We start from the raw sequence: 17,976 nt of genomic DNA, 5'->3' as shown, positions 1-17,976 counted from the left end.
GGCGCGCGGGGCGGGCGTTGCAATCCGACGCGCGTGCCGGGTCGGTTGCGACGTACGATTGACTCCGTAGTTTCCCCAGCCCCACGCGCCCGCCATGCCCCGCACCTCCCTGCACCCCACGCTCCACGCCGTCACCGAACGCATCCGCGAAAAAAGCCGCGCGCTGCGTACGGCCTACCTGCAGCAGATTGCCGAGATCGGCGGCCGCCAGCGCGGCTCCGACCGCATGGGCTGCGCCAACGTGGCCCACGCCGTGGCCGGCGTGCCCGCCAACGACAAGCTGCGCATCGTGGCGGAGCGCGCGCCCAACATCGGCATCGTGACGGCCTACAACGACATGCTGTCGGCCCACGCGCCTTTCCGTACGTACCCCGAAGTCCTCAAGGACGAGGCCCGCAAGCTGGGCGCCACGGCCCAGGTGGCCGGCGGCGTGCCGGCCATGTGCGACGGCGTCACGCAGGGCACGCCGGGCATGGAGCTGTCGCTGTTCAGCCGCGACACCATCGCCATGGGCACCGCCGTGGCGCTGACGCACGACATGTTCGATGCCGCGCTGATGCTGGGCATCTGCGACAAGATCGTGCCGGGCCTCCTGATCGGCGCGCTGCACTTCGGTCACCTGCCGACCGTGTTCGTGCCCGCCGGCCCCATGCCCTCGGGCCTGTCGAACAGCGCCAAGGCCAAGGTGCGCGAGCAGGCCGCGCAAGGCCTGGTGGGCCGCGAAGGCCTGATGGAGGCCGAGATGGCCGCCTACCACGACCAGGGCACCTGCACCTTCTACGGCACGGCCAACAGCAACCAGATGCTGATGGAGGCCATGGGCCTGCATGTGCCGGGCACCGCCTTCATCCAGCCGCACGACGGCCTGCGCGAGCACCTCACGCGCGAGGCCGTGCGCACCGTGCTCGGCAAGACGGCTGCCGACGGCTACGCGGTGCCGCCCATCGGCGAGCTGGTGGACGAGCGCTGCATCGTCAATGCCATGGTGGCGCTGCTGGCCACCGGCGGCTCGACCAACCACCTGATCCATTGGGTGGCGGTGGCGCGCGCGGCCGGCATCCTGATCGACTGGAACGACTTCTCGCAGCTGTCCGACGTGGTGCCGCTGCTGACCCGCGTGTACCCCAACGGCACGGCCGATGTGAACGGCTTCCAGCAGGCGGGCGGTCCCGGCTTCGTGATCCACGAGCTGATGGAGGCCGGCCTGATGCATGCCGACGTGCGTACCGTGCGCCCCGGCGGCCTGGCCGAGTACGCGCAGATTCCGCAGGGCGCCGACGACGGCGGCCTGCGCTGGGTGCCCGCCTGGCCGTCGAAGGACGTGGACGTGGCCCGGCCGGCCAACAATCCCTTCAGCGCCACCGGCGGGCTCAAGCTGCTCACCGGCAACCTGGGCCGCAGCGTGATCAAGGTGTCCTCGGTGCCCGACGACCGCCATGTGATCGAGGCGCCGGCGCAGGTCTTCGACTCGCAGGCCGCGCTGCAGAAGGCCTTCGCGGCCGGCGAGCTGGAGCGCGACGTGGTCTGCGTGGTGCGCTGGCAGGGCCCGCAGGCCAACGGCATGCCCGAGCTGCACAAGCTCACGCCGCCGCTGTCGGTGCTGCAGGGCAAGGGTTTCAAGGTGGCGCTGGTCACCGACGGCCGCATGAGCGGCGCGTCGGGCAAGGTGCCGGCTGCCATCCATGTTTCGCCGGAGGCCGCTGCCGGTGGCCCGCTGGCCAAGGTGCGCGATGGCGACCTGATCCGCCTGGACGCCGTGGCCGGCACGCTGGCCGTGCTGGTGCCCGACGACGAATGGGCCCAGCGCGAGCCCGCCGTGATGTCGGCCGAGCAGCGCGCCGCCGACGGCCGCGGTCTGGGGCGCGAACTCTTCGCCGGCATGCGCCGCAACGCCACTGCCGCGGAAGAGGGCGCCTGCACCTGGCTGTAAGCCCGGCACCGGCTCTCTGTTTTGCGACCCTTCTTTACGCCTTGCCAAGGCCCACTGCCATGAACCAGACCCTCACCGCCCTCGACGTGATGCACGACGCACCCGTCATTCCCGTCATCGTGTTGCAGGACCCGCAGGATGCCGTGCCCCTGGCCCGCGCGCTGGCGGCCGGCGGCATCCGCATGCTCGAAGTCACCCTTCGCACGCCGGTGGCGCTGGAATGCATCGAGCGCATCGCCAAGGAAGTGCCCGAGGCCGTGGCCGGCGCCGGCACCATCCGCAGCGCCGCCGACGCGCAGGCGGCTGCGCTGGCCGGTGCCCGCTTCGGCGTCAGCCCGGGCTACACCCGCGCCGTGGGCAAGGCCTGCCACGATCTCGGCCTGCCGCTGCTGCCGGGCGTGGCCACCGGCAGCGAGATCATGATGGCGCAGGAAGACGGCTACCAGCAGCTCAAGTTCTTCCCGGCGCTGCAGGCGGGCGGTGCGCCCATGCTCAAGGCCTGGCAGGGCCCTTTCGGCGAGGTGAAGTTCTGCCCCACCGGCGGCATCCATGCGGGCAATGCAGCGGAGTTCCTGGCGCTCGCCAATGTGGCCTGCGTGGGCGGCTCGTGGATCGTGCCGGCCGATGCCATCGCGCAGAAGGACTGGGCCCGCATCGAGACCCTGGCCCGCGAGGCCAAGGCCCTGTCCCGCTGATGCAGGACGCTGGCGCCACGGGGCGCTAGAGTCGCTGGTCATGACTGCATCCAACGTTTTCGATCCCGCCTCCATCGAGGTCATCGCCTTCGACGTCTTCGGCACCGTCGTGGACTGGCACAGCGGCATCGCCGCCGAGGTCGAGCGGCTGCTGCCCGGTACCGACGGCAGCGCCTTCGCCCTGGCCTGGCGCGCCGGCTACCAGCCCGCCATGAAGGCCGTGATGGAACGGCTGGCCGAAGGCGAGGGCGGCTTCACCCTGCTCGACGAGCTGCACCTGAGCATCCTGGAGACCGTGCTGGCCGACTTCTCCATCGGCTCCGAGCGGCTGGACCGCGCTGCCAAGCGCGAACTCAACCGCGCCTGGCACCGGTTGCCTGCCTGGCCCGATGCGGTGGCGGGGCTCACGCGGCTCAAGCGTCGCTACACCATCTGCCCGCTGTCCAACGGCAACATCGGCCTGCTCACCAACATGGCCAAGCGCGCGGGCCTGCCCTGGGACTGCGTGCTCTCGGCCGAGGTGTTCAAGGCCTACAAGCCCGATCCGCGCACCTACCTGGGCGTGGCCGGCGTGTTCGACCTGCCGCCCAACCGCGTGATGCTGGCCGCTGCCCACCACAACGACCTGGCGGCCGCGCGTCACTGCGGCCTGGCGACCGCGTACATCGAGCGCCCCGCGGAGTTCGGCCCGTCGCGTCCCAAGGACGTTTCGCCTCAGCCGGGCAACGACCTGCACACGCGGGACATCGGGCACCTGGCGGACCTGCTGGGCTGCTGAGCGCCCGCGCGAACGCCGCGCGCCATTGGCCCCACGGCGGCGGTTGGCGCGGTGCTCCGCTAGGCTCCGATGCTTTGTTGCGCACCGAGGAGCCTTCCGGATGAGTCCCCTGTTCGAACCCCTGCGCCTGGGCGCACTGACACTGCCCAACCGCATCGTCATTGCGCCCATGTGCCAGTACTCCGCCGAGGAGGGCCGGGCGGCCGACTGGCACTGCATCCACTACGGGCACCTGGCCCTGTCCGGCGCCGGAATGCTGATCCTGGAGGCGACCGCCGTCTCGCCCGAGGGCCGCATCAGCCCGGCCGATCTGGGCCTCTACGACGAGGCGTCCGAAGCGGCGATGGCCGACATGCTCCGCGCGATACGCGGGCACTCCGACATGCCGATCGCCGTGCAACTGGCCCACGCCGGACGCAAGGCCTCCAGCCGCGCGCCCTGGGACGGCGGCAGCCAGCTGCGTCCCGATGAACCCGGCGGCTGGCTGGCCGTGGCGCCCAGCGCATTGCCGCATGGCGATGGGGAAGTGCCGCCTGCGGCGCTCGACGATGCGGGTCTGGCCAAGGTCCGTGACGATTTCGTCGCTGCCGCGAAGCGCGCCGTGCGCGTCGGCCTGCAGGGCATCGAGCTGCATGCGGCCCATGGCTATCTGCTGCACCAGTTCCTGTCGCCGCTGGCCAATGCGCGCAGCGACGGCTACGGCGGCACCCTGGAGAAGCGCATGCGCTTCCCGCTGGAGGTGTTCGAGGCCGTGCGCGCCGCCGTGCCGGCCGAGGTGCCGGTGTGGGTGCGTGTCTCCGCCACCGACTGGGTCGATGGCGGCTGGGATCTGCCCAGCACGGTGGCCTTCGCCGAGGCGCTCAAGGCGTGCGGCTGCAGCGCGATCCACGTCTCCAGTGGTGGCGTGTCGCCCCAGCAGAAGATTCCGGTGGGCCCGGGCTACCAGCTCGGCTTTGCCCGCGAGGTCAAGGCGCGCGTCGGCTTGCCAACTCTGGGTGTGGGCCTGATCACCGAGGCGCGCCAGGCCGAAACCGCCATTGCCGAGGGCCAGGCCGACGCGGTGGCGCTGGCGCGGGCCATGCTGTACGAGCCGCGTTGGCCCTGGCATGCCGCGGCCGAACTCGGCGCCCAGGTGAACGCGCCGCGGCAGTACTGGCGTTCGCAGCCGCGCGAGTTCAAGGACCTGTTCACCGGCGCGCGCATCGCGCAGCGCTGAAGCGGCCGCCGGTGGCTGGCCCATCAGCGCGCCAGCGCGTGCATCTCCGCGATCAGGTCGGCCTTGCCCTCGAAGCCGATGCCCGGCAGCGGCGGCAGGTGCACATGGCCGTTGTCCACCTTCACGCCATCGGGAAAGCCGCCGTAGGGCTGGAACAGGTCGGGATAGCTTTCGTTGCCGCCCAGGCCCAGGCCGGCCGCGATGGCCAGCGACATCTGGTGCCCGCCGTGCGGAATGCAGCGGCTGGGTGACCAGCCGTGGTCCTTGAGCATGTCGAGCGTGCGCAGGTACTCGACCAGGCCATAGCTCAGCGCGCAGTCGAACTGCAGCCAGTCGCGGTCGGGCCGCATGCCGCCATGGCGGATCAGGTTGCGCGCGTCCTGCATCGAGAACAGGTTCTCGCCCGTGGCCAGCGGGCCGGCATAGGCCTCGCCCAGGCGGGCCTGCAGCTGGTAGTCCAGCGGGTCGCCGGCCTCTTCGTACCAGAAGAGCGGGTACTGCGACAGGGCGCGGCCGTAGTCGAGTGCCGTGGGCAGGTCGAAGCGGCCGTTGGCGTCCACGGCCAGCTGCTGGCCGGGTGCCAGCATCTTGAGCACGGCCTCGATGCGCTCGCAGTCCTCGGCCAGCGGCGCGCCGCCGATCTTCATTTTGACCACCGAGTAGCCGCGGGCCAGGTAGCCCTCCATTTCCTGCCGCAGGCCATCCAGCCCCTTGCCCGGGTGGTAGTAGCCGCCCGCCGCGTAGACGAAGACGCGCGGGTTGGCTTGGCCGTTGCCGTAGCGCTCGGCCAGCAGCTGGAAGAGCGGCTTGCCCTCGATCTTGGCCACGGCGTCCCACACCGCCATGTCGATGGTGCCGACCGCCACCGAGCGCTCGCCGTGGCCGCCGGGCTTCTCGTTGCTCATCATGCAGGCCCAGATGCGGTGCGGGTCGAGGTTGTCGCCCGTCTCGTCGCGCAGGTTGGCCGGGTCGGCCTCCAGCACGCGCGGGATGAAGCGCTCGCGCATCAGCGCGCCCTGGCCGTAGCGGCCGTTGGAATTGAAGCCGTAGCCGATCACCGGTCGCCCGTCGCGGATCACGTCGGTGACCACGGCCACCAAGCTCAGGGTCATCTTCGAGAAGTCGATGTAGGCGTTGCGGATGTTGGATTTGATGGGCCGCGTGGATTCGAGGATGTTGACGATCTTCATGGCGAGCGCGTGGGTGATAGGTCGAAGAAAAAGAAAAGAGCGGGTTCAGCGGGGCAGCGACGAGCCGCCGCAGATGGCGATGTCCTGCCCGGTGATGGCCGCCGCCTGGGGCGAGAGCAGGAAGGTGGCGAGGGCGGCGATTTCCGCCGGCTCGATCAGCCGGCCGATGGGCGGGAGCCGCGGCGCACTGCCGGCGCGGGCCGGGTCCTGAAGCATGCCGGTGGCCGTGGCGGCGGGCGAGATGACGTTGACCGTCACGCCCTGCGCCGCAACCTCGGCGCCCCAACTGCGGGCCAGCGCGACCAGCGCCGCCTTGGTGGCCGCGTACTGGCTGCGGCCCGGCATACCCTGCGCTACCCGGCTGCCGATGAAGACGACCCGGCCCTGGCGGCGCTCGGCCATGCCGGGCACCAGCGCGTCGGCCAGGCGGCTGGCGGCGTCCACATGCAGGCGCCACATCAGCTCGCCGGCCTCGGCATCGAGCTGGCCCAGCGGGCCGACGCGCAGCACGCCGGCCGCATGCACCAGGGCCTGGGCCGGCGGCAGCGTGGCGCACAGACGGGCGATGGCGGCGCCGTCGCGCAGGTCGATGGCGTGGCCCGTGAAGGCGGCATGCACGATCGAGGCGGGCGCGGCGTCGAGCCCGCTGACCTGCCAGCCGGCATCGAGCAGCGCCATGGCGATGGCACGCCCGATGCCGCTGCTGCTGCCGCTGACGACGGCATGCGGCTGGGGCTGCGGCACTGCGGTGCTGCCCTCAATCGACACGGATGTTGCCCTCCGTGATGATCTTGCGCGAGCGCTCCATGTCGGCCTGCTGGAAGGCGGCGAATTCCTCCGCCGTGCCGGGCGTGAGCAGCAGGCCCTGCGACCCCAGCAGCGTCTTCATCTCGCCCGCCAGGGCCTTGTTGGTCTCGGCATTGAGGCGCCGCGTGATCTCGGCCGGCGTGCCCGCGGGTGCCCACAGGCCGTACCAGCTGTAGAACTCGTAGCCCGGCAGTGTCTCGGCCACCGTGGGCACGTCGGGCAGGCTGGCCGCGCGCTGGGCCGAGGTGACGGCCACCACGCGCAGCATGCCGCTCTTGTGGTACTGCAGCGAGCCGAGGATCGGGTCGATGAAGCCGTCGATCTGCCCGCCGATCAGGTCCTGGAAGGCGGGCGCCGTGCCCTTGTAGGGCACGATCAGGTAGTCCAGATTGCCGGCGCGGCGCAACAGCTCCGTGGCCAGGTGGCCGGCCGAGCCGATGGAGCCGACCGCGAAGGTCATCTTGCCGGGGTTGGACTTGGCGTAGGCCATCAGCGAGCGCACGTCGGTGATCGGCAGGTTCTTGTTGACCGCCACCGACAGCGGCGCCTTGGCCACCAGCGCCACCGGCGCGAAGTCGCGCACCACGTCGTAGCGCACCGACTTCATGGTCATCGGCGCCGTGGTGAAGGTCGAGGCGTTGAACAGCAGCGTGTAGCCGTCGTTGCCCGCCTTGGCCACCACCTCGGCGCCGATGGCGCCATTGCCGCCCGGACGGTTCTCGACCAGGAAGGTCTGGCCCATCTGCTCGCCCAGCTTCTGGGCCAGCATGCGGCCGACCGTGTCGAGCGTGCCGCCGGGCGGGAAGGGAATGATCACCCGCACCACCCGGTTGGGCCAGCCCTGCGCCATCACGGGCGCGGCGGCGGCCAGCGTGGCGGCGCCCAGGGCGCCGTGCAAGAAGCGTCTGCGTTGCAGCATGGTGTTGTCTCCGGTGTCGTTGTTCCGAGGAGCCGTGCGGACGGCTCAGCGGCGCAGCAGGCCGGCCTGGCGGCAGGCGGCGCGCAGGGCGTCCATCTCCTGCGGATTGGGCGCCTCGGTGGGCGGGCGCGCGGTGGCGCGCTCCAGCACGCCGGCCAGGTACATGCCGCCCTTCATGCGCGCATGGGCCTCGCCCGTGGGCTCGCCGCCGCCGTAGACGGCGTCCTTCAGCGGCGTGATCACGGCCTGGATGGCCATCGCCTTCTTCAGGTCGCCGGCCTTCACCGCGGCCCACAGGTCGATGATGAGCTGCGGGATGAAGGTGGCGAAGCCCACCAGCGCGCCGTCCACGCCCTGCACCATCGAGGCCAGCAGGTATTCGTCGTGGCAGGTCAGGATCGCCTTGGCCGGGTTGGCCTCGCGGATGGCCTGGATGTCCCGGGCGTACTTGTTCATGTCCCGCTGGCCGACCTTGAAGGCCTGCAGGTACGGCAGGCGGGCCAGCTCGGCCAGCAGCTGCGAGCTGTACGAGGCGCGCGTCCAGGCGGGGTAGACGTGGCAGACCAGGTCCAGCTCGGGCGCGGCGCGGTGGATGGCCTCGAAGTACTGCAGCGCATGACCCGGCGTGAAGCCGAAGCGCAGCCAGTGGTGGGGCGGCATCACGTCCAGCGCCGCGGCGCCGGCGGCCTGGGCGGCGCGTGCGTGTTCTGCCGCCTCGGCCAGGCCTTCGCAGACGATGGACGAGATCACCGGCAGCCGGCCGCGCAGCTCGTCGGCCACGATTCGCGTGACTTCTGCCCGCTCGGCGGGGGTGAGCGAGAACACCTCGCCCGTGTGGCCGTTGGTCATCACGGCCACCACGCCCTCATGGCCGGCGAGCCAGCTGGCAAGCTGGCGCAGGGCCGGCTCGTCGATGCGATGGTCGGGGGTGAAGGGGCAGGCGATGGCGGGGATGATCCCCCGATAATTTTCGATGGACGGCATTGCAGGTCTCCGTGCGGTGCGATGGGTGAAGGAAGCGGAGCGGATGATTCCGCGCCGGCCCCCGGACCGTCCAATACTCGAATCGCATACAACTATCGCGGGCCGTGCGGCCCCGCAGGAGACGCCCATGGGCCCGGGCAACCGCCCCCTCGACCTCGACTGGCTGGAAGACTTCGTCGCGCTGGCCGACACCGGCAGCTTCTCGCGCGCGGCCGAGGTGCGGCACATCGCGCAGCCCGCCTTCAGCCGCCACATCCGGTCGCTGGAGGAATGGGTGGGCGTGGAGCTGTGCGACCGCAGCGCCCATCCGGTGGCGCTCACGGCGGCGGGGCAGCGGTTCCTACCGTTGCTGCGCGGCGTGCTGGCTGGACTGGAGGCTGCACGCCAGAAGGCCCGCGCCGCCCACGAGTCGGCCGCAGCCAGCCTGCGCTTCGCGGCCACGCATGTGCTGTCGTTGACCTGGTTCCCGGCCTGGCTGGCCGGACTGGAAGGGCGGCTGCGCATCGGCCCGGTGCAAACGCTGTCGGACAGCTCCCTGGCCTGCGAGGACCTGGCGCTTCAGCGGCGCGTGCAGTTCGTGCTGTGCCATGGCCATGCCGAGGTGGCGGGCCGGCTGGACGAGGCGCAGCATCCGTGGCTGCGGCTGGATGGCGATGTGCTGCTGCCGCTGTCGGCCCCGGATGCGCAGGGACGGCCGCTGCACGACTTGGTTGCGGGTGGCCCGCTGCCCGTGCTGGCCTACAGCGAGGCTTCGGGCCTCGGGCGCATCCTGCGTGCCCAACTGCGCGAGTGGTTTGGCGACGAGGCGCAAGCCGCCGTTGAACCCCGCGCCTCCATCGTCTTCACGGCCCACCACGCCATCCTGCTCAAGGCCATGGTGCGCGAAGGCAAGGGCGTGGCCTGGTTGCCGGCCAGCTTGGTGCAGGACGAGCTGCGCAGCGGCGCGTTGGTAGATGCAGGCGATGGCGAATGGCGGGTGCCGGTGGACATCCGGCTGTACCGCCAGCCCGCGGCGATGTCGGAGCTGGCGGAGTCGCTGTGGCGGCTGGTGAGCCTGCCGGGCGAAGCAGCCGGCCAGTGAGTCGGCGGGCAATGCGATGCGACAGTGCGCCGCACCGCACAGCGGTCAGCGCAGGCCCTGGCCGGTGCTGGCGTCGTCCTTGCGTTGGATCAGTTCGATCTTGTAGCGGACTGGCGACTAAGGCCTTCTAGAGTGCGCTAGGTAGATCAAAGACTTAGAACGCCAATGGCAAGTCGAGGCGGGTGGAAAAGAGCGTCAGCCGCCACGAAATGGCGGCTGGAATGCCGGTCAGTCCGTGCGATGATCCATCTCATCGAACAGGACTGCGCGATGGCGAAAGCACGGCAAAAGGCATCAGGTAAGTGGGAGATCGGGCTGCGTCATACATCCCTGCCCAACGGGCGGAAGTACTTCCAGTTCGACACTGAGGCCGAGGCTCTGGCATACGCGCAGCAGTGGAAGCTGATGAAGCTTGCGGAGCTGCCGCTACCGGCCGAGCTGACGAGGCCTCCCGCGAGGCTCGAAGTACGCATGGCACGAGTGCTGGGTGAATGGTCGGACAGCGGTCTCGCGGCACCATCGCAACTGCTGACGCTCAGCACTGTCAATCGCGAGGTCGGCACGCTGAAGCTGAGTGAGGCTACCTACAGCTGGTTGTCCTCATACCTCCGCTGGCTGAAGGTCGAGAAGAACCTCAGCCCCCAGTCGATCAAGCATCGCGTGCAGGCGCTGAGTCGCGCCATTGATGAGTACCTTCGGCACCATCCGGACGTCCAGTTCGCGAATCCATGTCGGCTCTTGCCCCGTGGCTACGCGACGTATTCGGACGTCGATGCCAAGATCGTGCGTGCTGCTGCCAAAGAGCCGAAGGTCAACAACGTGCGTGACCGGCGGTTGCAACCTGGCGAGCACGAGAAGATCCTGCAGGTGCTGTCGGGCTATGAACGTCCCGACCGTCCGCGTGGCCTCCAGCTCAAGGGCGGCAACGCTCTGCTTACGCTGTATCTGGTCATCGTTCACAGCGGCATCCGGCTACAGGAGGCTTTCACGCTGCGTCGTCATCAGGTGGACCTGGACGCGAAGGTGATCCGTGTGCAGTCGTCAAAGCAGTGGCGCGGGGCTGTGAAGTTCCGTGACGTGCCCATGCGCCCGGAGGTCCATGGGGCACTCCGGACCTACCTCGCGACACGCTCCATGTTGCCAGCGGCCTGGCTCTTTCCATTCATGGAAGAAGAGGGCGTCAGAGGCGTCAAGACTGTCAGTCAGCGCCTGTCGTTCCGCTTCCGCATTGCCTTCGAGTACATGGACATCGAAGGGCTCCGCGAGCACGATTTGAGACACGAGGCAACGTGCCAATGGCTCGAATTGAAGGGGCCAAGCGGAGCCCCGTTGTTCCGCCTGGAAGAGCTCAACCGCATCATGGGGTGGGCGCCCGGATCAGTTATGGCTCAGCGTTATGCAAGCTTTAGGGCAGAGGACTTGGCGCTGCGCCTATGGGCAAATGGTTTCGAGTCGAACCTCGGGCCGTGGGTATCCAGTTCATCCAAATGATCTAGTAAATGTGAACTAGGTTACACATAAAATTTGCACAGACTCATGCTACTATGTAATGAATTTGATTATGTAACATGACCAGCAATCCATCCAGACTGCCGAAACGCCTTGACACTCCCGTAATCGGGGATGCGATCTTTGAGTTGCGGTTTCAGACTAGTGCTCAAGTGGTTGACTTGCTGCCCGGGACGCTATTGACTCTTTTTGGGCCTCCTACTGCTTCAAGTCGCCTTCCCGCTGGGCAGTTGCCTACGGCGCTCCGGCAGGCGGATGCGGAATTGGGGTATCAACCTGCGGTGCGGTTAGATTGGGAGGCCCATACTGCCTTTGTTGGAGATCGGTTGATAGGAATTGCTTGCAAATTGCCATATCGTGGGTGGTCTTTTTTTAAAGATCTTATAAATCGGCTGCTAGATCACGTTATTGGTATCGGCTACGTTGAGGTTGTCGAGAGATACTCATTAAAATATATTGATTTTTTGCCTGACGATTTGTTTCCAGAAGGAATGCAAAAACTTAATTGGAAACTCGAAATTAATGATGCATCTATCCTTGGGCATAACGTAGTTCTTCGTACGGATTTGAAGGGCGATGACGGACTGACAGTGATCAGAGAATTTGGCAGTCCAATGGTTATGAACGCTCCTGATTCGGGCAAAGTAGGAACAATGGTTTCTACCGACATTATTCAGTTCGTGGAAAATTTTGATACGGTCGCACAATTCAGAGAGGGTTTCGAAAGCCGTCTAGAATTTATACACGACGAATCCAAAAAAATCTTTTTTGGGTGTATTCGTCCCGAAGCGCTGGAAGTGTTAGGGCCTCATTATGATTAACGAGACAATTTACGCAAACATGGGAGCCGCAAGGAGCGTAAATGCTACGCTCGTGGCTGGACTATTATCGGCTGCAGGCGCTGCGTTCGGGATGGTGAGCGGAGCAGTGCAGCTCCCGACGGATGTGAAGTCCTTAAGAAGAAGTGCGAATACAGAGTTCTACATTTTGCCAGCGACAACATCATTAAACACTGAATTTTTCGAAGTTGGACGACATACGCAAGAATTCCGTAGTCTTGACAATGAGTTACGTGATTTTTGGAAGGATTTGCGCAGCGGAGAGATGTTTAATGTTCCTGACGAATCGCGGGCTTTGATATCTCAAGTTTGCGAAGCTTATCCTAATCTCTTCTAATAGTTGAGAAATCCGGTGTCGGGCTGGAAATACGAAAGCCATCCAAAGGCAGCATCGGTCGCGCTACGTTGCGCCAAGATTTTGGCAGATGCTGACGGCGACGATCTGGCGAAATTTTCATATTTATCTAGTACACGAACGTGGCATCGGTTTCTTTTTGAAGAGGTCGTGCACAGTAGAAACTCTGGCTACGCCGGAAACTATCGAGGCTCGAATTTTTTCTATTTGATAGCTTATGAAGTTAGTTTCGGTAAGAAGGGTGACCCACCTGATCCTGCCAAGCAGGGCAAGAGAGCTGCCGAAGTGGCTCGGGCAATGGTTGACCTCCATCGCAGCCTGATCTCAGAGATTGGAAAGCTGAGAATTGAGTTCGCTCAGAATCAAAATTTGACGATAGAGAACAAGTTGCAGGCTTGGTCTAGGATGACCGCCACTTTTTTTGCTGAGTTTCTTGCCATACATCCTTACGCGAACGGCAATGGCCACATGAGCCGGCTTCTGGTCTGGTGCTTGTTTCGCATGGCCGGCCTTCGCTGTGTTATATGGAATGTGCCAACCCGAAATGCTTGGCCAACTGATGAGGCTATTTTCCTTTTTAGGAAGGGCAACAAGCAGCCGCTTATCGATGCCTTCCACATGCTCGCATTGCAAGAATCAGGTTTTACAAAAAATTAGATTGAATTGACCCAAGGATAATTTGCGAAGTAATTAGGCGGTGACCACGACAGGATTTAATCGGAGAGTTGAATTTGTTAGTTGGCACGCCGCACCTCCGCTTCGCGTAGGCCATGTTCTTCGAACCGCTCCGCGTGGTCGGCGGACACAGAAAATGGCCGTTTCCGTCCCGACTTAGCGCCGGGGATCGGACAAGCCATCACCCAGAGTTGAGCCTGCCCGACCGTGGGATAGCAGACATGCCGGCCTCCGCTTGCGCTGCCGGCTCCAGAACTGATGGATCATGCGAGCAGCTTCGTGGCGGCCCACTGCACTTGCTCGATCTGGACGAGAGACGCGCTAGCCGAGTCAGGTGGCTCGTGCGGTTGGTGCTTCGCCTATGCAACCTTGACCGCGCAGGGGCTTAGCCGCTGCTGGAGGCGGAGCCGCACCATGTCGTTCGGTAGGTCCATCTTCACGTTGCGTCGTCATCAAGTGGACCTGGACGCGAAGGTAATCCGTGTGCAGTCGTCAAAGCAGTCGCGCGGGGCCGTGAAGTTTCGGGACGTGCCGATGCGCCCCGAGGTTCATGAGGCGCTCCACGCCTATCTCGCGACACGCTCCATGTTGCCAGCGGCCTGGCTCTTTCCATTCATGGACGAAGAAGGCGTCAGAGGCATCAAGACAGTCAGTCAGAGCCTGTCGTTCCGCTTCCGCATTGCCTTCGAGTACATGGACATCGAAGGGCTTCGCGAGCACGATTTGAGACACGAGGCGACGTGCCAGTGGCTCGAATTGAAGGGGCCTGGCGGAGCCCCGTTGTTCCGCCTGGAAGAGCTCAACCGCATCATGGGGTGGGCCCCGGGTTCGATGATGGCCCAACGGTATGCGAGCTTCAGAGCCGAGGACTTAGCGCAGCGGCTATGGCAGGGGCCGGCTGAGGCAACACCGGCGGCGCTGAGCGACGCTGCCTGGTGAGGCGATAGCCAGGCGCCGGGGCCGGCTGCTTTCGCTCTCGGCGTACCTGGGCTTCTTCGCGACCGCGCTCGCGTATCCAGTCGATCAGGTCGGCGCGCACGAAGACCCAGCTACGTCCAAACTTCACACCGGGAATTTCGCCTGTCCGTGCCAGAAGCTCGACCTGTTCCGCAGTGCACCGCAGGATCGGCGCGGCATCTTCGGGCCCAATGGTTTCCAGGGCTGCGCTATCCATCACGTCTCCGCTCGTGGCTTTGTGGATGCCGGAGGCTCGGCGGTTTGGGCCTCGCATGCGGCGTGCTGCTCGCTGCGAGCCTGGTTGTAGTGAGCCTTGCAGCAGAACCCTTGCCCCTTCCATCCGATGTTGGAGGGACGGCCGCAGAAGCACTTCGGGAGCGGATTGGACTGGTTGGCATCAAACCATGCCTGCGCCTCGAGCCCGTACGGCGCGCCCTCGTCAGGAATGTTTCCAGGGCCGGCCAGGCCGTTCTGAATCCACTTCATGGCGGCCTCGGCGCCCGCTCCGTGCTGCCATTCGATCCATGCGGCTTGGTTGCCGGTGATGTGGTCGTGCAGCACGCTGGCCAGGACGTTCAACGTGCTGCCTGGCTTCTGCGCATCTTCGGCAGCCAGGCGGGCCGCAGCTCGCATACCCAGCGCGAAGCCCAGCCACAGCACATCCGTGCGCGGGTCCACGTAGTGCGAGAACGCATCGCCGTCGGTCGCAGCGCCGAGCTTCGTGTGCTGCTGCAGTACCGGGGTATCTCGCATGCTCTTCTCGAAAGCCTCGCGCATGCGTGCCACCGACACCGCGCCGGCACGGTCGAGCATGCGCAGGGGCATGCCGTCGCAGGTGGGCAGCTCGCCGGCCGCCTGCGCGGCTTGCCATCCATCACAGAACTTCGCCAGGTCGTCGGCCATCGAGGGATCGGCCGGATCGGCGTCGTAGGTTGCCGAGAAGGCGGCAAACATGCGGTCGCTGTCGTTCGGCAGCTGCGTGGGCTGCAGTGCCTGGCAGGCGGCGAGCAGCGCGGGCGTGCGCTCGAAGGCCGAGAACGGATCGCCTGCCGCAGCTGCTGCAGTGGTGCGGTCGGTGGTCATCATGCCTTTCCTCCTTTTGCTGGGCTGGCCTTGGCTCTGGTGTAGGCGCCGCCGTGGCGGCCCGCCTTGTTGAGGCCCTGCAGGGTGCTGCGGTCGCGTCCTTCGCCGCGGGCGCGTTCCACCGAGCGTGTGCTCGTCGCTCGCTTGGCGGCATGCACCTGCAGGGCGGCGCCGATGGTGCTGCCGCTCAGGGCGGCGACCTGGCAGAAAGCGGATAGCGGCGATGCAGGCCGGCCAGCAGGCCAGCGGGGATCGCGGCCCGCGGGGAGGGTCGTGGTCTTCATGCGGGTTCCAAGGGAAGAGAAAGAGGAGGAGGGAGAGGGACGTGGGCGGGGCGAGGTCATGCAGCCAGCCTTTCCACCGCGAATTCGCGATAGTTCGCCGCCACCAGCAGGCGCATGGGCAACGGGCTCACGCTGTTGCCGGCCATGCGCACCTGTGCCGTCTTCGTCAGCGGCCTGCCGCCGGCGGTGCGGTCGATGACATACGACGGCGGGAAGTCCTGCGCGTTGTAGAGCTCGCGCGGCACCAGCATGCGCAGCGTGATGTCCACGATCACCCAGGGCTCACCCTGCAGCCAGACGGTCACCAGCGCGAGGCGGTCATGCGTGGTGATGGTGGTCATCGGCTCGCGCAGGTCGGCCCATTGGCCGCCGCTGGCGTGGTAGCGCATGAGGAAGGCGGCGCAGCGCAGCGCGCCGGCCTCGTGCTCCTTGCTCAGCTCGTACTGCACGAGGGCGTGATGTTCGGCGCCGGCCGTGATGGTCGATGCGGGTTCATTCATGGCCCGGCCGTTGCAGTTGCGTCGCAGCGTGACCATGTGCGCCGCCGTGAGCTGCTGCTGACTGCCCGATGTGGTGACGGTGGAGACGCCATCGCGCATGTCACGCGCGGGGCTGGCATTGAATCCGCCGTTCGCCTGCACCATGAACGCGGCCGTGAGGCCGTGGCTAACGCTGCTGGCCGTCACCGTGCCGAGCGCTTCGCGCAGGTCGTTGGCTCCGGCGCTGCGGCGCTTAGTCTTGCCGCTGCCTTCGCCGTGGCCCGCCTGCACGAGGCATGCCGCTGCGGTGGCGAACTTCTGGCCGCCGGCAACGATGGTGCCAAGGGGCTTACGCGGATCAAGTGAACGCGGCTCCTGTCCCGGGCGCTCCCCGTAGCCCATTTGCACGAGGTGCGCCGCCGTCACGGCAATCTCGCCGCGGCGGGCGGCCGTGACGGTGGGCAGGGGCTCGCGCGGATCGTGGTTGCGGTGGCTGCCCTGATGCGTCAGCGGCAGCAGGTGCGCCGCAGCGAGGGCGGTTTCGCCACCCTTGGCCGTCGTGATCGTGCGCAACGGCTTACCGATGTCGAAGGCGGTATCCCGGGTGTGGGTGACCGGCACGAGCGCGGGCGACATGCCGGCCACGATGAACGGCTCCGGCGTGTCCAGCACGTATTTGCGCATGCCATGGGCGATGCGCCGCATGGTGGCCTCGGCCAATGGCTTCTTGCGGCCAAAGATGCTCGTGCCCGCAATGCTCCAGTCGATGCAGTCGGCCGCCGGGCGATGCGGCTGCAGTCCGGCGCGAGGCCGCTTGGCGTGCGTCTGCGCGGGCCACACGATGGGCAGCCCATCGCAGCGGGCGACCATGTACAGCCGCGTGCGGGTGCTGTGCGCGCCCAGGTCCGCATTGCAGATCACGCGCCATTCCACCTTGTAGCCCAGCGCGCGCAGCGCCCCGACGAAGTGCTCCCAGTTGCGACCCTTACGGGTGGGATCAGGCACAAGGAACTGATTGCGCCGAGGCACCCGCTCGCCCGGCTCGGCCACGCGATGCACCAGCTTGCCCGAGACGGCATCGCGCACGCGATCCAGGGTCAGCACGCGCCCGGTCGCCGGATCGCGCTTGGCGACCAGCGGGGACCACAGCAGCATCTGCTCGACGTTCTCCAGCGTGATGACGTCCGGCCGCGCCTTGCCGGCCCAGCGCAGCACCTGCCAGGCCAGCGAACGGATCTCGGATTTGCGCGGCTGGCCGCCGAGCGCCTGGGAATGGTGGGTGCAGTCCGGCGATGCGTGCAACAGGCCCACAGCCTGGCCGCGCGTCACGGCCAGCGGGTCGACCTCGCGAATGTCGGCGCGGTAATGGCGCGTCTGCGGGTGGTTGATCTCGTGCATGCCGATGGCCTCGGCATCGTGGTTGATCGCCACATCCACCGGGCGGCCGATGGCCTGCTCGATGCCGGTCGATGCGCCGCCGCCGCCGGCGAACAGGTCGATGACCAGCTTTGCCGCCAGCGGCAGCAGGAATTGCGGCGTCAGCATGCGCGCTCCCGCGCCACGCGCTGGGCGTGCTGCAGGGCCTTGAAGCGGTCGAGGAATGCCTGCCGCCAGTCCTGCCAGGTCATCGCAGCGCGCTCGGGCGAGTCCAGGCGCAGCCAGGTGATGGGCTCGATCCGCTCGGCCGGGTCAGCGTCGTGCAGCACGGCCCAGGGCTGGCAGCGGTCCGGGTGCCAGGCCGTCAGGTCGCGCCGCTCGGTGGCCAGGGCGATGAGGTCGATGGTCTTGAGCACAGCGCGCGCGCCAACGAAGACCGTTTCCAGGCCGAGCGCGCGCCGGAAGCGCTTCGCATGCGTGGCCTCGAAGTACGTCCACGCGTTGGTGCCGCCCGCGGCGCAGGCCATGGCGTTGACGGCGCGCTTCGCCGGGCTGCTCAGGTCCTGCGTCACGCACTCGTGCGCGTCGTGCCACAGCGCGCCCAGCTGCACATGCACCGAGCGGCCGAGGCGCTCGGCGATGTCGCAGCACAGCAGCGAGTGCTCGGCCACGCTGTAGGGGCGGGACGTTGCGCCGTGGAACCGATTGATGAGCGACAGCTGATGCGCGACGGCCTCGATGTCGACGGGCTGGCCGGCATCCGTCATGGCCGCTGCACCGAGCAGGTGGTACTCGCCGCCGGTGGGAGTCAGCATCCA

Annotated in this window: 18 protein-coding genes; 9 read left to right on the top strand and 9 right to left on the bottom strand. The window is 66.8% G+C overall.

From position 1 onward, the window contains the following. The first annotated feature begins 94 nt into the window (after positions 1-94). From edd to ABIC63_RS04040, 4 genes are all read left to right on the top strand, one after another. Entirely contained in the window at positions 95-1,930 is a 1,836-nt protein-coding gene (gene edd, locus ABIC63_RS04055) for a phosphogluconate dehydratase (protein WP_354318781.1), read from the top strand. Between the two features lie 59 nt (positions 1,931-1,989). After that, positions 1,990-2,625, top strand: a complete 636-nt coding sequence (gene eda, locus ABIC63_RS04050) for a bifunctional 4-hydroxy-2-oxoglutarate aldolase/2-dehydro-3-deoxy-phosphogluconate aldolase (RefSeq protein ID WP_354318780.1) — start codon at positions 1,990-1,992, stop codon at positions 2,623-2,625. Between the two features lie 40 nt (positions 2,626-2,665). Continuing rightward, a complete protein-coding gene (locus ABIC63_RS04045; protein WP_354318779.1) occupies positions 2,666-3,403 on the top strand; it encodes a haloacid dehalogenase type II in 738 nt (245 codons plus the stop codon). Between the two features lie 100 nt (positions 3,404-3,503). Next, positions 3,504-4,619 carry an NADH:flavin oxidoreductase/NADH oxidase gene (locus ABIC63_RS04040; RefSeq protein WP_354318778.1) on the top strand — a complete coding sequence of 372 codons (1,116 nt, stop codon included), beginning with the start codon at positions 3,504-3,506 and terminating at the stop codon, positions 4,617-4,619. A 23-nt stretch (positions 4,620-4,642) separates the two neighbouring features. On the opposite strand, the gene ABIC63_RS04035 is transcribed toward ABIC63_RS04040, so the two are convergent. The 4 genes from ABIC63_RS04035 to ABIC63_RS04020 are packed head-to-tail and all read right to left on the bottom strand — an operon-like array spanning position 4,643 to position 8,519. After that, the gene (locus tag ABIC63_RS04035; protein ID WP_354318777.1) at positions 4,643-5,809 is read right to left on the bottom strand and encodes a mandelate racemase/muconate lactonizing enzyme family protein; all 1,167 of its coding nucleotides are present in this window, start codon (positions 5,807-5,809) and stop codon (positions 4,643-4,645) included. 45 nt (positions 5,810-5,854) lie between these two features. Beyond that, positions 5,855-6,577: an SDR family NAD(P)-dependent oxidoreductase gene (locus ABIC63_RS04030; RefSeq protein WP_294369730.1), complete on the bottom strand. Its 723-nt coding sequence runs from the start codon at positions 6,575-6,577 to the stop codon at positions 5,855-5,857. Continuing rightward, positions 6,567-7,532 (bottom strand): Bug family tripartite tricarboxylate transporter substrate binding protein, encoded by a 966-nt coding sequence (locus ABIC63_RS04025; protein ID WP_354318845.1) that lies wholly within the window; start codon positions 7,530-7,532, stop codon positions 6,567-6,569. Before ABIC63_RS04025 ends, ABIC63_RS04030 begins: the two co-directional genes overlap by 11 nt. 48 nt (positions 7,533-7,580) lie before the next feature. After that, positions 7,581-8,519 (bottom strand): dihydrodipicolinate synthase family protein, encoded by a 939-nt coding sequence (locus ABIC63_RS04020; RefSeq protein WP_294369729.1) that lies wholly within the window; start codon positions 8,517-8,519, stop codon positions 7,581-7,583. A 127-nt stretch (positions 8,520-8,646) separates the two neighbouring features. Here ABIC63_RS04020 and ABIC63_RS04015 point away from each other — a divergent pair, with 127 nt between their 5' ends. The 5 genes from ABIC63_RS04015 to ABIC63_RS03995 all read left to right on the top strand — a co-directional run bounded on the left by ABIC63_RS04015 (position 8,647) and on the right by ABIC63_RS03995 (position 13,917). Beyond that, entirely contained in the window at positions 8,647-9,600 is a 954-nt protein-coding gene (locus tag ABIC63_RS04015) for a LysR family transcriptional regulator (RefSeq protein WP_354318776.1), read from the top strand. 240 nt (positions 9,601-9,840) lie between these two features. Beyond that, positions 9,841-11,091: a tyrosine-type recombinase/integrase gene (locus ABIC63_RS04010; RefSeq protein ID WP_354318775.1), complete on the top strand. Its 1,251-nt coding sequence runs from the start codon at positions 9,841-9,843 to the stop codon at positions 11,089-11,091. A gap of 77 nt (positions 11,092-11,168) precedes the next feature. After that, the gene (locus ABIC63_RS04005; RefSeq protein WP_354318774.1) at positions 11,169-11,930 is read left to right on the top strand and encodes a TIGR04255 family protein; all 762 of its coding nucleotides are present in this window, start codon (positions 11,169-11,171) and stop codon (positions 11,928-11,930) included. Positions 11,931-12,300: 370 nt separating this feature from the next. Next, positions 12,301-12,960: a Fic family protein gene (locus ABIC63_RS04000; RefSeq protein ID WP_354318773.1), complete on the top strand. Its 660-nt coding sequence runs from the start codon at positions 12,301-12,303 to the stop codon at positions 12,958-12,960. Between the two features lie 432 nt (positions 12,961-13,392). Then, positions 13,393-13,917 carry a tyrosine-type recombinase/integrase gene (locus tag ABIC63_RS03995; protein WP_354318772.1) on the top strand — a complete coding sequence of 175 codons (525 nt, stop codon included), beginning with the start codon at positions 13,393-13,395 and terminating at the stop codon, positions 13,915-13,917. On the opposite strand, the gene ABIC63_RS03990 is transcribed toward ABIC63_RS03995, so the two are convergent. From ABIC63_RS03990 to ABIC63_RS03970, 5 genes are read right to left on the bottom strand one after another with little or no spacing between them, the layout of a single operon-like run. Further along, complete coding sequence (locus ABIC63_RS03990) at positions 13,835-14,152, bottom strand: helix-turn-helix domain-containing protein (RefSeq protein WP_354318771.1); 318 nt, start codon at positions 14,150-14,152, stop codon at positions 13,835-13,837. The genes ABIC63_RS03995 and ABIC63_RS03990 overlap by 83 nt on opposite strands. Beyond that, positions 14,152-15,021: a hypothetical protein gene (locus ABIC63_RS03985; protein ID WP_354318770.1), complete on the bottom strand. Its 870-nt coding sequence runs from the start codon at positions 15,019-15,021 to the stop codon at positions 14,152-14,154. Before ABIC63_RS03985 ends, ABIC63_RS03990 begins: the two co-directional genes overlap by 1 nt. Further along, positions 15,018-15,302 (bottom strand): hypothetical protein, encoded by a 285-nt coding sequence (locus ABIC63_RS03980; protein ID WP_354318768.1) that lies wholly within the window; start codon positions 15,300-15,302, stop codon positions 15,018-15,020. Before ABIC63_RS03980 ends, ABIC63_RS03985 begins: the two co-directional genes overlap by 4 nt. Positions 15,303-15,358: 56 nt before the next feature. Continuing rightward, positions 15,359-17,326, bottom strand: a complete 1,968-nt coding sequence (locus tag ABIC63_RS03975) for a DNA cytosine methyltransferase (RefSeq protein ID WP_354318766.1) — start codon at positions 17,324-17,326, stop codon at positions 15,359-15,361. Further along, entirely contained in the window at positions 17,320-17,973 is a 654-nt protein-coding gene (locus tag ABIC63_RS03970; RefSeq protein WP_354318765.1) for an HD domain-containing protein, read from the bottom strand. The genes ABIC63_RS03975 and ABIC63_RS03970 overlap by 7 nt, the downstream gene beginning before the upstream one ends. Positions 17,974-17,976 lie beyond the last annotated feature (3 nt).

It is taken from the genome of Pseudacidovorax sp. 1753, assembly GCF_040544975.1.
In the GTDB taxonomy this organism is placed as follows: Bacteria; Pseudomonadota; Gammaproteobacteria; order Burkholderiales; family Burkholderiaceae_C; genus Xenophilus.
The sequence above is the reverse complement of the archived record's forward strand: the minus strand, read 5'-3'. Positions and strand labels throughout refer to the sequence as shown.

What these genes read in the sequence shown, in the direction of transcription:
- ABIC63_RS03980 (WP_354318768.1), bottom strand. Translation starts at nt 15,302, where the DNA reads ATGAAGACCACGACCCTCCCCGCGGGCCGCGATCCCCGCTGGCCTGCT.
- ABIC63_RS03970 (WP_354318765.1), bottom strand. Translation starts at nt 17,973, where the DNA reads ATGCTGACTCCCACCGGCGGCGAGTACCACCTGCTCGGTGCAGCGGCC.
- ABIC63_RS03990 (WP_354318771.1), bottom strand. Translation starts at nt 14,152, where the DNA reads ATGGATAGCGCAGCCCTGGAAACCATTGGGCCCGAAGATGCCGCGCCG.
- ABIC63_RS03975 (WP_354318766.1), bottom strand. Translation starts at nt 17,326, where the DNA reads ATGCTGACGCCGCAATTCCTGCTGCCGCTGGCGGCAAAGCTGGTCATC.
- ABIC63_RS04015 (WP_354318776.1), top strand. Translation starts at nt 8,647, where the DNA reads ATGGGCCCGGGCAACCGCCCCCTCGACCTCGACTGGCTGGAAGACTTC.
- ABIC63_RS03995 (WP_354318772.1), top strand. Translation starts at nt 13,393, where the DNA reads ATGTCGTTCGGTAGGTCCATCTTCACGTTGCGTCGTCATCAAGTGGAC.
- ABIC63_RS04005 (WP_354318774.1), top strand. Translation starts at nt 11,169, where the DNA reads ATGACCAGCAATCCATCCAGACTGCCGAAACGCCTTGACACTCCCGTA.
- ABIC63_RS04040 (WP_354318778.1), top strand. Translation starts at nt 3,504, where the DNA reads ATGAGTCCCCTGTTCGAACCCCTGCGCCTGGGCGCACTGACACTGCCC.
- edd (WP_354318781.1), top strand. Translation starts at nt 95, where the DNA reads ATGCCCCGCACCTCCCTGCACCCCACGCTCCACGCCGTCACCGAACGC.
- ABIC63_RS03985 (WP_354318770.1), bottom strand. Translation starts at nt 15,021, where the DNA reads ATGATGACCACCGACCGCACCACTGCAGCAGCTGCGGCAGGCGATCCG.
- eda (WP_354318780.1), top strand. Translation starts at nt 1,990, where the DNA reads ATGAACCAGACCCTCACCGCCCTCGACGTGATGCACGACGCACCCGTC.
- ABIC63_RS04035 (WP_354318777.1), bottom strand. Translation starts at nt 5,809, where the DNA reads ATGAAGATCGTCAACATCCTCGAATCCACGCGGCCCATCAAATCCAAC.
- ABIC63_RS04045 (WP_354318779.1), top strand. Translation starts at nt 2,666, where the DNA reads ATGACTGCATCCAACGTTTTCGATCCCGCCTCCATCGAGGTCATCGCC.
- ABIC63_RS04010 (WP_354318775.1), top strand. Translation starts at nt 9,841, where the DNA reads ATGATCCATCTCATCGAACAGGACTGCGCGATGGCGAAAGCACGGCAA.
- ABIC63_RS04020 (WP_294369729.1), bottom strand. Translation starts at nt 8,519, where the DNA reads ATGCCGTCCATCGAAAATTATCGGGGGATCATCCCCGCCATCGCCTGC.